At 21.9% G+C, this 14,238-nt stretch carries 12 protein-coding genes; 11 read left to right on the top strand and 1 reads right to left on the bottom strand.

The genetic code is table 11. The features are described from left to right. Positions 1-20 precede the first annotated feature (20 nt). Genes corC through AB4W55_RS01580 form a run of 5 tightly spaced genes read left to right on the top strand, consistent with a single transcriptional unit; the run spans position 21 to position 5,430 of the window. Complete coding sequence (gene corC / locus AB4W55_RS01560) at positions 21-890, top strand: CNNM family magnesium/cobalt transport protein CorC (RefSeq protein WP_367672314.1); 870 nt, start codon at positions 21-23, stop codon at positions 888-890. A gap of 38 nt (positions 891-928) precedes the next feature. Next, positions 929-3,505 (top strand): leucine--tRNA ligase, encoded by a 2,577-nt coding sequence (leuS, locus tag AB4W55_RS01565; protein ID WP_367672315.1) that lies wholly within the window; start codon positions 929-931, stop codon positions 3,503-3,505. Between the two features lie 6 nt (positions 3,506-3,511). Further along, entirely contained in the window at positions 3,512-4,513 is a 1,002-nt protein-coding gene (locus AB4W55_RS01570; RefSeq protein WP_367672316.1) for a hypothetical protein, read from the top strand. 3 nt (positions 4,514-4,516) lie between these two features. Further along, entirely contained in the window at positions 4,517-5,164 is a 648-nt protein-coding gene (gene nadD, locus AB4W55_RS01575) for a nicotinate-nucleotide adenylyltransferase (protein WP_367672318.1), read from the top strand. Between the two features lie 17 nt (positions 5,165-5,181). Then, a complete protein-coding gene (locus AB4W55_RS01580; RefSeq protein ID WP_367672320.1) occupies positions 5,182-5,430 on the top strand; it encodes a sulfurtransferase TusA family protein in 249 nt (82 codons plus the stop codon). A 26-nt stretch (positions 5,431-5,456) separates the two neighbouring features. Here AB4W55_RS01580 and asd read toward each other — a convergent pair whose 3' ends face one another. Continuing rightward, positions 5,457-6,569: an aspartate-semialdehyde dehydrogenase gene (asd, locus tag AB4W55_RS01585; RefSeq protein WP_367672321.1), complete on the bottom strand. Its 1,113-nt coding sequence runs from the start codon at positions 6,567-6,569 to the stop codon at positions 5,457-5,459. A gap of 345 nt (positions 6,570-6,914) precedes the next feature. Here asd and AB4W55_RS01590 point away from each other — a divergent pair, with 345 nt between their 5' ends. The 6 genes from AB4W55_RS01590 to AB4W55_RS01615 all read left to right on the top strand — a co-directional run bounded on the left by AB4W55_RS01590 (position 6,915) and on the right by AB4W55_RS01615 (position 14,197). Further along, positions 6,915-7,505 (top strand): YhgN family NAAT transporter, encoded by a 591-nt coding sequence (locus AB4W55_RS01590; RefSeq protein WP_367672322.1) that lies wholly within the window; start codon positions 6,915-6,917, stop codon positions 7,503-7,505. A gap of 178 nt (positions 7,506-7,683) precedes the next feature. After that, positions 7,684-8,853 (top strand): phosphoglycerate kinase, encoded by a 1,170-nt coding sequence (locus AB4W55_RS01595; protein WP_367672323.1) that lies wholly within the window; start codon positions 7,684-7,686, stop codon positions 8,851-8,853. 64 nt (positions 8,854-8,917) lie between these two features. After that, positions 8,918-10,000 (top strand): class II fructose-bisphosphate aldolase, encoded by a 1,083-nt coding sequence (gene fbaA / locus AB4W55_RS01600; RefSeq protein ID WP_367672325.1) that lies wholly within the window; start codon positions 8,918-8,920, stop codon positions 9,998-10,000. 43 nt (positions 10,001-10,043) lie between these two features. Beyond that, positions 10,044-10,907: a small-conductance mechanosensitive channel MscS gene (gene mscS / locus AB4W55_RS01605; protein WP_367672326.1), complete on the top strand. Its 864-nt coding sequence runs from the start codon at positions 10,044-10,046 to the stop codon at positions 10,905-10,907. A gap of 57 nt (positions 10,908-10,964) precedes the next feature. Beyond that, positions 10,965-11,468 carry an exodeoxyribonuclease V subunit gamma gene (locus tag AB4W55_RS01610; RefSeq protein WP_367672327.1) on the top strand — a complete coding sequence of 168 codons (504 nt, stop codon included), beginning with the start codon at positions 10,965-10,967 and terminating at the stop codon, positions 11,466-11,468. Next, positions 11,465-14,197 (top strand): hypothetical protein, encoded by a 2,733-nt coding sequence (locus tag AB4W55_RS01615; protein WP_367672796.1) that lies wholly within the window; start codon positions 11,465-11,467, stop codon positions 14,195-14,197. Before AB4W55_RS01610 ends, AB4W55_RS01615 begins: the two co-directional genes overlap by 4 nt. Positions 14,198-14,238 lie beyond the last annotated feature (41 nt).

Consider the following 14,238-nt stretch of genomic DNA (forward strand, 5'->3'; position numbering starts at 1 on the left):
TAAGGAAATACAATAAAGATATGAATAAAAAAAATAAAAAAAAAAATAATAAAAAAAAAGAACAAGGTTTTTTTTCAATATTAATCAAAAAATTATTTCAAGAAAAACCAAAAAACCGAGAAGAATTAATAGAATTAATCCGAAATTCAGAGCAACATGAATTAATTGATGAAACTACCTGTAATATGCTAGAAGGAGTAATGGATATTGCTAAACAAACTATACAAGAAATTATGATACCTCGAACAAATATGATTACTATACAATCAAATTTTTCTTTTAATAAATGCTTAGATATTATTATAAAATCTGCTCATTCTAGATTTCCAGTAATGAGTAATGATAATAATTATGTCCAGGGATTTCTAATGGCAAAAGATTTATTACCTTTTATCACAAAATCATCTGAATTATTTTGTATGAAAAACATTTTAAGACCTCCAATTATCGTTCCTGAAAGTAAATATGTAGATAGTATGCTTAAAGAATTTAGAATAAATCGATATCATATGGCGATAGTAATTAACGAGTTTGGATACGTTTCAGGATTAGTAACTATTGAAGATATTTTAGAACTGATTGTCGGAGATATTGAAGACGAATATGATAATAAACAAGAAATTGATATTCATAAAATTAATCAATCTACATTTATTATAGGAGCTCTTACTCCAATTAAGATATTTAATAAAATTTTTAAGTCAAATCTAAACGATACAACAGTAGATACTATTGGAGGTTATATTATTCAAAAATTTCAATATCTTCCTAAAATAGGAGAAGAAATAATAATCTCAGGATATCGTTTTAAAATATATATGAAAAATAATAGTAAAATTATAAAATTAAAAGTAATTACTCCTAATCAAATTAATATCACCTATGATTGAATAAAAAATATTCAAACATTTTTAATGAAAAATTAAATATGAAAAAACAATACGACCCACAGAATATAGAAAAAAAAGTACAAGAATACTGGAAAATAAAAAATACATTTCAAGTGTTCGAAGATTCAAAAAAAAAAAAATATTATTGCCTAGCAATGCTACCGTACCCATCCGGAAAATTACACATGGGACATGTAAGAAACTATACAATTAGTGATGTAATTGCTCGATTTCAAAGAATGTTAGGAAAAAATGTTTTACATCCAATCGGATGGGATGCATTTGGATTACCTGCAGAAGAAGCTGCATTGAAAAATCATCTGATACCATCAAAATGGACAGAAAAAAATATAAATTTTATGAAAAAACAACTTCAAAGATTAGGATTTAGTTATGATTGGAGTCGAGAAATTAAAACCTGTGATCCAGAGTACTACCAATGGGAACAGTGGTTTTTTAATAAAATATATCAAAAAAATATGGTCTATAAAAAAAAATCATTGGTTAACTGGTGCCCGCAAGATAAAACAGTTTTAGCGAATGAACAAGTAATTAATGGTCAATGCTGGAGATGTCAGTCGGATATTATCTTAAAACATATCCCTCAATGGTTTATTAGAATTACTAACTATGCTGAAAAATTATTAAAAGATTTAAAGTTATTAACACAATGGCCAAAAAAAATTATAAAAATGCAAGAAAATTGGATCGGAAAATCTTCAGGATTTGAAATATCTTTAAATATATTAAATACAAAAGAAATAATTAAAATTTATACTAATCAATTACACCTTATTATGGGAGTAACATTCATTGCAATTTCTCCTGAACATACTTTATCTCAAGAAATATCTCAAACAAATGAAACAATAAAACATTTTCTCCAAACACTTTACAAAAAAAACTATTTTTATTTAGATAAAAACAACATAAATATTGTTGGAAAAAAAATTGAAAAATATGCTATTCACCCTATTACAAATGAATTACTTCCGATTTGGATAACAAATTATACATCAATAGAATATAATACAGATAGTAGACTTTCAATACCAGGACATAATAAGTATGATTGGCAGTGTGCTAAAAAATATCAGATTAACATTAAAAATGTTATTTCATGCTATCAACCAAACCAATTTAATATACATCATTTCTCTGAAAACAATAAAGGTATTTTATGTAATTCTGGAATATTTAATGGTTTAAATGAACAAGAAGCATCAAATAAAATATTTAAAATATTAAATCAAAAAAAAATCATTCAAAAAAAAAATAACTTTAAATTGAAAGATTGGAGTATATCAAGACAAAGATATTGGGGAGCACCTATACCAATGATGAAAAATCAATATGGAAAAATTCTTCCCATCCCTAATGAAAAACTACCAATCATTTTGCCTAAAATTAATAATATGGATGATTTAAAAAATATTAAAAATATTTACAAAAATTGGTCTAAAATTAAAATCAAGAATGAACATTTTATAAAAGAAACTGATACATTTGATACATTTATGGAGTCATCGTGGTATTATATTCGATATACTTCTCCACATTTAAAAACAAAAATGTTAGATCAAAAAGCAGCAAACTATTGGCTTCCTATTGATCAATATATAGGAGGTATTGAACATGCTATTATGCATTTAATATATTTCAGATTTTATCATAAATTATTATACGATCTTAATCTAGTATCATGTAAAGAACCAGTAAAAAAACTACTCTGTCAGGGTATGGTACTTTCTGATGCATTTTATTATATTAATAAAAAAAATCAAAAAACATGGATTTCATATAAAGAATTAAAAATTCAAAAAAATCAACAAGGAGAAACGAAAAATATTCAAACAATTCATGGAAAAAAAATTATCCATGCTGGAATGATTAAGATGTCAAAATCTAAAAAAAATGGAGTTGAACCCGAATTAATGATTAAAAAATACGGAGCAGATACAATTAGATTGTTTATCATGTTCGCTGCTCCAGTAGAAACGGAATTAGAATGGAATGAAGCAGGTGTAAAAGGAATGTATAGATTCTTACAAAAAATTTGGAATATATCTTATGAAACAAAATACAATATTAAAGAAAAAAACATTATTCCAAATAATTCCATTTTAATTAAAAAACTTCAATCGGAATTGAACAATACAATTAAAAAAGTTGATCATAATATTAAAATAAGACAATCTTTTAATACTGCAATATCAGAAATAATGAAATTCACAAATAGTATCATAAATTATCAAAAAAACAACCAATGTAATTATAATTTTATTAAAGAAGCATTAAATAATATTATTAAAATGTTATATCCATTCACTCCTCATATTAGTTTTTCCTTATGGAAAGAACTTAATAATGAAAAAACAATTGATTTTCAAGAATGGCCTAAATATAATGAAAAATATATTCTCAAAGAATATATAAATATTATAGTGCAAATTAATGGAAAAAAAAAAGATATTATAAAAACTAAATATAATAATTCAAAAGAAAATATTTTAAATATATTAAAAACAAACATTAAAACTAAAAAAATATTAAAAATAAATACAGTTCAAAGAATTATTTATATTCAAAACAAATTAATTAATTTAATTATTTAAAATAAAATGATCAATATTAAACAAAATGAATTAAAAAAAATATTATTACAAAATCAATATTTCTCTTATTTTATTATAGGAAAAGAATTCTTCATAACAGAAAAAATAGAAAGAAACATAACCTCATTTTTTAATAAAAAAGAATATTTAAACATCATAAAAATTAAAATATTTTTAAATAACGATTGGGAAAAAGTGTTGTTTGAATATTATCAAAAAAATTTATTTTTTTTAAAAAAAATATTAGTCTTAGATATACAAGAAAAAATCTTTAATAAAAATATAATATTTAATATTAAAAAAATATTAAAAATAAATAATCAAGCAATTATATCAATATTTAAATTTACTAAATATAATCCCGAAAATATTCTTGAATTTTTTATAAAAAATTTTAATAAATACAATTCTATTGTAATTCCAATAGAAAAAATGAATCAAACAAAAATTAAAGAATGGATAATTAAAAAATTAAAAAAAATTAATTTATATATAACAGAAAAAACACTTTATCTATTATTGGAATATCATAAAAATAACTTATTAATTTTATCAAAATTTTTAAATAATTTAAACTTAATTAATCACCCAAATTATCCGATAACACATAAAAAAATCACAAGTATGATTGAAGATGTTTCAAAATTTAACATGATAGATTGGATTAAATCATTATTATATAAAAACAAAATTGAAACATTAAAAATATTAAATTATTTTAAAAAAAAAAAAATAAACATATTAAATTTAACTAAACATATAAAACAAATTATATTTATTTTATTAAAAATTTATAAAAAAAATACATACAAAAACTATTTAAAAAATACCCCAGAATATTATATAGAAAAAAAAATTGTTAATTTAATCAAGCAATCAAATTATACATTTAATAAAAAAAAAATATATGATATTATAAATATACTAACCAAAATAGAAATCAATTTAAAAACATATAATAACGAATTCATTTGGATCAATTTACAAACATTAATTATGATATTTTAAAACATGAAATTATTATACGCTGTATTTGGAGGAACATTTGATCCATTTCATTATGGACATTTAATATCTTGCATACTATTATCAAATGAAATTAAAATTAAAAAAATTATAATTATACCAAACAATATTCCACCGCATAAAAAATTACCTAAGGCATCAAATCAAGATAGATTTAACATGATTAAATTATCTACTTCTAATAATAAATTATTTATAATTGATCCAATAGAATTAAAAAATAATCAAATTTCCTATACTATACAAACATTAAAAAAAATTAAAAAAAAAATAAATAATAATATCTCATTAGGATTCATTATCGGAGAAGATAATTTAAATACATTTTATACTTGGCATGATTGGGAAAGTTTTTTAAAAATCTGTCATATAATCATTTGTCCTAGAAAAACAAATCAAATAATTTTAAATCAACATCATATTCTGAATGATTGGATAAATCAGTATAAAATCCAGAATTATTATAATTTACATCGATATTCATCGGGATGTATATTTTTTTCTAATATTCCTAATATTAATATTTCTAGTACACAAATTAGAAATTTAAAAAAACAAAAGAAACATATTTCAAAGTTAGTTCACTGGAAAGTAGAAAAATATATTAATAAAAATAATTTATATAATAACTAACCTTATATACAATAAATATGCTAATAAAAATATTAAATCTAACAAGTTTTAGATGTCCAGATACCATGATATATTTAAAAAAAAATATAAAATATATTCAATTTCCAGAAATTGTACTAATAATATCAAACGATATTTCTACTACATGGGATATACCACTATTTTGTAATTTTATGAATTATAAATTGATAAAAAAATATATAAAAACAAAACCTTATCAATTCTTAATTCAAAAAAAAAAGGAAGAAATGCTTCATCGTATATAAAGAAAATTATTATAAAATTATTTAATTTATTTTAATAATATCATCAGCATTCTACGTATTGGTTCAGCCGCTCCCCATAACAATTGATCTCCTACAGTAAAAATAGATAAATATTTAGAACCAAAATTTAATTTCCTAATTCTACCTACAGCGATATCTAATGTCCCTGTAACGGAAAAAGGAGTTAACGAGTTAATAGTATCTTTAAAATTATTTGGAATAATCTTAATCCAAGAGTTATGATTTTGAATAATATTTATAATATCAACACAAGATATATCTTCTGTTAATTTAATTAAAAAAGATTGACTATGACATCTAAAAGCACCTACTCTAACACATACTCCATCAATTGGAATAAATACTTTTGAATTTAAAATTTTATTAGCTTCTTCTGAAACTTTTCGCTCCTCTTTAGTTTGACCACTTTCTGTAATAACATCAATCCATGGTAGTACATTACCGGCCAAAGGAGCTAAAAAATATTTTTTAGGAAATTGATCACTGGTTGATAACTGTGAAATTTTTTTCTCAATATTTAATACAGAATTAGATGATTGATTTAAAGGAATAGAAACTTCATTATATAAAAAACCCATTTGCTTTAACAATTCCATAATATAATTTGCACCAGCACCAGAAGCAGCTTGATAAGTAGAAAAATTAATCCATTCTATTAAATTTCTAGAAAATAAACCACCTAAAGCCATCAACATTAAACTAACAGTGCAATTTCCGCCGACAAATGTTTTAACCCCTGAACGTATTGCTGAATGAATTAAATCAATATTAATTGGATCTAATACAATCACAGAATTACTATTCATTCTTAAATAAGAAGATGAATCTAGCCAATACCCCTTCCATCCAGTCGATCGCAATTTTTGATAAACAATATTAGTATATTCTGCACCTTGACACGTTAAAATAATGTGCATTTTTTTTAAATCTTGAATATCATATGCATTTTTTAAATAACTACGAGATATTCCTTTTATAATTGGACTTTTTTCACCTACTTGAGATGTTGAAAAAAAAATAGGATTAATTTTACCAAAATTATTTTCTTCAATTAATCTTTGTATTAAAACTGAACCAACCATACCTCTCCAACCAATAAAACCAACAAATTTTTTCATATATTTTTTCTACGAATATTGAAATAAATTAAAAATATAATTACTAATTACAGTAAAAATATTAATAACCTAATAAAATAAATTTCGTTCCCAAAAAATAAAAATAAATAATACTTAAAATATTTAATTTAAATCATGTTAATAGATTATAATAAATATTAAATATATGTATAATAATAATATATTAGAACATATTTATTAAATAAAAATAAAATAATTATTCTATAATTATATAAAATTTAAATTACAAATAAAATATAATTTAATATATTTTATTTATAATATCATTAATTATAAAAATTGAAAATATGTTTATGAAATAAACCAAAATAAAATGGTAAAAAAATGAATGAAATAATTTCTACAACTATATTGTTAATATTAATTATGGATCCATTAGGCAATCTCCCAATTGTAATGTCAATATTAAAATATTTACATCCAAAAAGAAGAAATATAGTACTTATTCGAGAAATGATTATTGCTTTAATGATTATGATATTATTTTTGTTAATGGGAGAAAAAACATTATCTATACTAGATTTAAGAACAGAAACAGTATCAATATCCGGAGGAATTATACTATTTTTAATAGCAATAAAAATGATTTTTCCTGATGAAAATAAAAAAAACGAAATCATTAATAAATCAGAACCATTCTTAGTACCTTTAGCAATTCCTTTAGTAGCTGGTCCATCATTACTCGCAACACTTATGCTATTATCGCATCAATATTCTAATCAAATATTTTCATTATCCATATCATTAATAATTGCGTGGAGTATTACAGTAATTATTCTATTATTATCTGGGAGTTTTCTTAAAGTTCTAGGAAAAAGAGGAGTAAACGCATTAGAAAGGTTAATGGGATTAATATTGATTATGTTATCAACACAAATGTTTCTTGATGGAGTAACACATTGGTTTAAATTATAATATAAAAAATATTATTTAACATAATATTAAAAATACAAGTATAATATTTACATTTATTATATATAATATATACTTTCAGGAAACAGATAAAAGTATAATAAAATAATCAAAAATGTATTTATTATAAAAAAATAATTAATCATTAATAACATTTAATAAATATTAAAAAGGAAAAAATATGATTGAAATGAAAGAATTAAATTTAAAAAACAAAACAGTATTAATAAGAGTAGATTTTAATGTTCCAATTCATAATAATCGAATTACATCTGATGCTAGAATTCGAGCAAGCATACCAACAATTGAACTTGCATTGAAACAAAATGCAAAAGTAATCATCATGTCTCATTTAGGAAGACCTAAAGAAGGACAATATCAAAAAATATTTTCCTTATTACCCATTGTAGAATATTTAAAAAAAGTATTTATTAATACTAATATTTACTTTTCAGAAAAGTTAAAAAAAATATGTATGAATCCTGGAGATTTACTAGTTTTAGAAAATGTTAGATTTAATGCAGGAGAAAAAAACAATGATATTCATTTATCTAAACAATATGCATCTTTATGTGATGTATTTGTTATGGATGCTTTTGGTAGTGCGCACAGAAAAGAATCTTCTACATTTGGAGTGGGTATGTTTGCTAAAATAGCATGCGCTGGACCATTATTCGTATCAGAAATAAAAGCGTTACGTACAGCATTAAAAAATCCGAATAGACCAATGATTGCTATTGTAGGCGGATCAAAAATATCAACAAAATTTCAATTACTACAATCCCTATCAAAAATAGCAGATACTGTAATAGTGGGAGGAGGTATAGCTAATACTTTTCTAGCTATTGATTACAATATTGGAAAATCTTTACACGAAAAAGAATTTATTAACACAGCAAAAAAAATCAGAGATAAATATAATATTCTAATACCAGTAGATTCTAGAGTAGGAACAGAATTTTCAAAACTATCAAATGCAATTGTAAAAAAACCATTTGAAATTCAAGAAGAAGAAGAAATTATGGATTTAGGTGATAAAAGTATGTCTAATATAGAAAATATTATAAAAAAAGCAAAAACCATTCTTTGGAATGGACCATTAGGAGTATTTGAATTCCCTAAATTCCGAATAGGAACAGAAAGATTAGCAAAAAGTATTGCTCAAAGTGATGCATTTTCTATTGCAGGTGGTGGAGAAACATTATCCGTAATTGATATGCTAAATATTCAAGATCAAATATCTTATATTTCTACAGGTGGAGCTGCTTTTCTACAATTCGTGGAAGGTCAAAAACTACCAACAATATCCATGTTAGAAGCAGTCAAAAAAACTATTGAAAATTTAAAATAATATTAAAAATACTTATATAATAAAATATATATTTAACAATCATGAATTAATTCAAGGAATAAAAATGTATAAAAATTTAAATGATATTAAAACGGGTGTAATCTTCGGAAAAGATATTCAAAAATTATTACAATTTGCAAAATATAAACAATTCGCAATACCAGCCATCAATTGTGCTAACATTGACACAATTAATATTGTTTTAAAAACTGCTTCTAAAATGAAATCTCCTGTAATTATTCAATTTTCTTACGGAGGTTCTTTATTTATGTCTGGAACAAAAATACAAGATATTTCAAATCATAAACAGGCAATATTAGGAGCACTATCAGGAGCAAATCATATACATTTAATGGCTAAATATTATAAAATACCTGTAATTTTACATACAGACCATTGTCATAGAGAAATTCTTCCGTGGATAAATGGTTTGTTAAAATTGGGAGAAAAGAATTTCAAAAAACATGGATACCCTATTTTTTCATCACATATGATTGATTTATCTAAAGAAAATATAACAAATAATATAAAAACTTGTGAAAATTATTTACATAAAATGAAACAAATTAATATGTTTCTTGAAATAGAATTAGGATGTACAGGAGGAGAAGAAGATGGAATAAATAATGAAAATATAGATTCATCTTTATTATATACAAGTCCTAAGGAAGTAAATTATGCATATGAAAAATTAATTAAAATTAGTCCAAACTTTACTATTGCGGCTTCTTTTGGAAATGTACACGGAGTTTATCAACCAGGTAATATTTCTTTAAAACCAAATATTTTAAAAGAATCACAAAAATATGTTTCAAAAAAACACAATTTATATGCTATTAATCCTATTAATTTCGTATTTCATGGAGGATCTGGATCGGATTCATCAGATATAAAAAAAGCTATTAAATATGGCGTAATCAAAATGAATGTAGATACAGATATACAATGGGCATCATGGAATGGTATTTTAAAATATTATCAAAAAAATAAACTATACTTAAAAAGCCAACTAGGTAACCCACAAGGAATAAATCAACCAAATAAAAAATACTATGACCCAAGAAGCTGGATAAAATCATCACAAAATTCTATTGAAAAAAAATTAGAAAAAATCTTTAAAGAACTTAACTCTTATAATTTAATTTAAATAAAAAATATAATTCACTAACATAAATACATTAGGAATAAAAATGGAAAGATTTAATTTTATGAATAATATAAAATATTTTATATTGTGGGCAATACAACATCAAGAATTAGTATTTAACTACTTTATTAACGCAACTATGGCAATTATAATTATTGTAATTGGTTCATTTACATCAAAAATTTTATCCAATGGCCTAAATAAAATCCTGATATCTCGAAATGTAGACATTACAATTTGCGATTTTCTTACGGCTTTATCGAAATATGTAGTGATTACATTAACCATAGTAATTGCTTTAGGAAGGATTGGAGTACAAACTACATCCGTGATTGCAATATTAGGAGCAGCTGGTATGGCAGCTGGACTAGCCTTACAAGGAGCACTTTCAAATTTTGCAGCCGGAATACTATTAGTAGTTTTAAGTCCATTAAAAAATGGAGAATATATAGTAGTTAAAAATGTTGCAGGTACGGTATTAAATGTACATATTTTTTATACAACATTGCGTACATTAGATGGTAAAATAGTCATTATACCTAACAATAAAATTACATCCGATAATATTATCAACTATTCTAGAGAACCAGCAAGAAGAAACGAATTTATGATTAACGTATCTTACAATACTAATATTGATTTAGTGATTAATACATTAAAACAAGTCATTTCTAAAGAACCGAGGGTATTAAAAGATAAAGATATTGTAGTAGGATTAAGTGAACTCGCCCCTTCATCTATGAATTTTATAGTAAGATGTTGGAGTTATACTAATGATCTAAACGCAGTATATTGGGATTTAATGTCTAATTTTAAAAAAGCACTTGATAAAAATAAAATTGATCCGCCTTATCCACAATTACAAATGTATATTAAAAACAAACATCAAAAAATTGAAATTTCATAAACATATAATTATTAATTATATAATTTAATACATTACCTACTTTAAATCAAACAGATTATGTTAAAAATATATCAATCAAATAATACTAATTTATTAATAGACAAAACATGTGATATTATTAAAAAATATTCATCAAATAATGCTTTTATAAAAGAAAATTTTATTGTTCAAAATAACCAATTACAAGAATGGATTAAATACAGAATAGCAAAAAAAAATGGTATTCTAGCTAATGTAGAATTTTTTACATTCAAAAATTTTATTTTAAAAATATTAAATTATAACAAAAAAGATAAATCATATAAATATGATAATTTTTCATATTATTTAACTTGGGAAATTATGAACATTGCCGAATATAAGAATATCTCATACTTTATAAAAAAAAAAGATAATCAAACAAAAAAAATGATATTCTCCACATACATGGCTAAGTTATTTAATCAATACTCATATTACCAACCTAATTGGAATCACGATCTAAAAAAAAATAAAAAAAAAATTTTTTTGATAAACAAAAATGGCAAATTACACTTTGGGAAAATTGCTTACAAAACATAGAACATAAACAATCAGGCATTATCATTAATCAATATCAAATAATCGAAATTTTATCAAAAAATAAAAATCAAATATATGATAAAAAATATAAAAATTTTTCAAAAAATATTTTTTTCTTTAACGATTTCAAAATTAATCAAAATGAATTTGAAATCTTAAAATTAATGAGCAAAAATTTTAATATATACATTTTTATGACAATACCATCTAAAAACTTTTTTCTAAAACATATCACTCCAGATAAAAAAAATAAAACTAAAAAAAGTATCGAAAATTATTTAAATATCTGTAAAAAAATATCCCATACATTTCAATCTTTATTATATTCTTTTGGAAAAAATGGATATGAATCCTTACTAACACTTCTTAATCAACATGGAAAGTACATTACATCAATTAATCAAAAAAAAAAAAAAAATATTCTATTATATTTAAAAAAACACATAAATAATATAAATCAAAAACATATAAAAAATAAAATTATATTAAAAACAAAAGATACATCTATTTCTATCCATGCTTGTAAAACAATTTACCATGAAATCGAAATATTATATAAAAACATTGTAAATATACTAAATACCAAAAAAAATATTATGATTCATGATATTATAATTACATCATATAACCTGAATACATATTACCCATTTATAAAAACAATTTTTGAATCCCCAAATCAACAATATAAAATACCATACGTTATATGTAATAAATTAAATAAAAAAACAAAAATTGCATTAAAAATTCTAAAAAATCTATTTGAATTACAAAATAATGATTTTGAAAACAAAAATATATTTATAATATTAAATTATGTAGAAATTTCTAATAAATTTTTAATTTCTGAAGATGAAATATTAATTTTAAAAAAATGGACAAAACAACTTAATATTAAATGGGGATTTAATATAAAACATAAAATAAAAATTTCATCCATAAACAATGATATAAATACTTGGAAATTTGGAATAAATAGAATGATTTTAGGATCATCTTTAGAAAATGAAAACCAAATTTGGAATAATATTATCCCTTACAGTCATGATGGAATTTTATACACAAATTTAGTCAATAAATTTATGAAATTTATATTCACTTTATATAAATGGAAAATAAAATTATCTTACCCTAAAAAATTAAAATCATGGCTTCCAATATGTAAAAAATTAATTAAAACATTTATTGATAAAAAAAGTATATTAAAAAAAGAACTAAAAAATATTCAACATGTATGGAAAAAAATAATTTCAATCGGAATTAAAAGCAAATACCAAAAAAAAATTAAAATAGAACCACTATTTGAAAAACTCAAAAAAAATATTAAAAATCATTCCAAAACAAAATCCATAAAAATTGGAAAATTATCATTTTGTCCAATACAATCTGTACATACTATTCCTTATAAAATTTTTTATATATTAGGAATGAATAACAATATAGATTTAGAAGAAGAATCACAAACCGATTTTAATTTATTAATAAAAAATCAAAAATACAAATATTCAAATAATACATATAAAAATCGTTACATATTTTTACATATTATTAATGCGGCAAAAAAAAATATATATATTAGCTATAATCACGATACAAATTATCATTTAAACGAAATAAGATATTCAAAAATAATTGATGAGCTAATCACATACATTCAAAAAACATTTAAAATAAATAATAAAATATATAAAAATATCAATAAAAATATTTTAAATAATATAATTCATGATCACACAAAAAATAATTTAAAACCCGTACAGAAAAAAAATCAAATAAAATATCAAAATATAATAAATTTAAAAACAAAAATAATATTATTAAAAAAAAATCAAGAAACAAAATCAATTAATTTTCAAAAAATTTTATATTTTTGGAAAAACCCAATTATTTTTTTTTTTCATCAACAATTAAAAATTAAAAATATAAAAAGATATGATACATTAGATACAAAAAATTATGAAACATTCCATTTAAAAAATGTAGATGCTTATAAAATTAAAAAAGATATTATTAAATCCTTAATAAATAACAAAAATACTAAATTCGATTTTGAATTATATAAAAAAAGGGGGAACTTACCAAATGAAAATTTTGATATATTAGTATGGGAAAAACAAAAAGAACAAATAGAATTAATATATAAAAAACTATCAACCATATATCAAACAAAAAATGTTCATACTTTTAAAATCAATATTAATAATATTAATATATTCGGAAACCTATCTCTTATTAACACAGATAGAATAATCAGATGGAAAGTAAGAAAACTATATTTTTATGATGCTCTACAAATCTGGATTGAACATTTAATATATTGTATATTAGGAGGAAAAAAAAACAGTATCATCTTAGGATACCCTAATATCCAATGGAAATTTAAAACAATTAATCCAGCTTTAGCTTATATTCACTTAAACTATTATATTGAAGGATATTTATCTGGATTAATTCGTCCAATACCATTAATAAAATCTGGTATAATATGGGTAGAGACAATATACGGTCAAAAAACAAACATTCAAAAAAATCCTATTAAAACCATGGAAGTTGCAAATAAAAAACTATTAAATACTTGGAACGGAAAAACCGAAAAACATGGAGAAAAAAATAACCCTTATATTCAAAAAATTATACCAACTTTAAATGAAAAATATATTCAAATAATTAAAAAAACATGTAAAAAATGGATGCTACCTATATTAAATAAAAAAATCATTAGTACATTTTAAAAAATTTATTAAAAAATTTAAAAATTATAAAAAATCACAAA

This window comes from Buchnera aphidicola (Symydobius americanus) (assembly GCF_964059135.1).
Lineage (GTDB): Bacteria > Pseudomonadota > Gammaproteobacteria > Enterobacterales > Enterobacteriaceae > Buchnera_L > Buchnera_L aphidicola_AJ.

Bases quoted from the DNA above. Each gene is read 5' to 3' on its own strand.
- AB4W55_RS01595 (WP_367672323.1), top strand. From the start codon at position 7,684: ATGATTGAAATGAAAGAATTAAATTTAAAAAACAAAACAGTATTAATA.
- AB4W55_RS01580 (WP_367672320.1), top strand. From the start codon at position 5,182: ATGCTAATAAAAATATTAAATCTAACAAGTTTTAGATGTCCAGATACC.
- mscS (WP_367672326.1), top strand. From the start codon at position 10,044: ATGGAAAGATTTAATTTTATGAATAATATAAAATATTTTATATTGTGG.
- fbaA (WP_367672325.1), top strand. From the start codon at position 8,918: ATGTATAAAAATTTAAATGATATTAAAACGGGTGTAATCTTCGGAAAA.
- corC (WP_367672314.1), top strand. From the start codon at position 21: ATGAATAAAAAAAATAAAAAAAAAAATAATAAAAAAAAAGAACAAGGT.
- nadD (WP_367672318.1), top strand. From the start codon at position 4,517: ATGAAATTATTATACGCTGTATTTGGAGGAACATTTGATCCATTTCAT.
- asd (WP_367672321.1), bottom strand. From the start codon at position 6,569: ATGAAAAAATTTGTTGGTTTTATTGGTTGGAGAGGTATGGTTGGTTCA.
- leuS (WP_367672315.1), top strand. From the start codon at position 929: ATGAAAAAACAATACGACCCACAGAATATAGAAAAAAAAGTACAAGAA.
- AB4W55_RS01610 (WP_367672327.1), top strand. From the start codon at position 10,965: ATGTTAAAAATATATCAATCAAATAATACTAATTTATTAATAGACAAA.
- AB4W55_RS01570 (WP_367672316.1), top strand. From the start codon at position 3,512: ATGATCAATATTAAACAAAATGAATTAAAAAAAATATTATTACAAAAT.
- AB4W55_RS01590 (WP_367672322.1), top strand. From the start codon at position 6,915: ATGAATGAAATAATTTCTACAACTATATTGTTAATATTAATTATGGAT.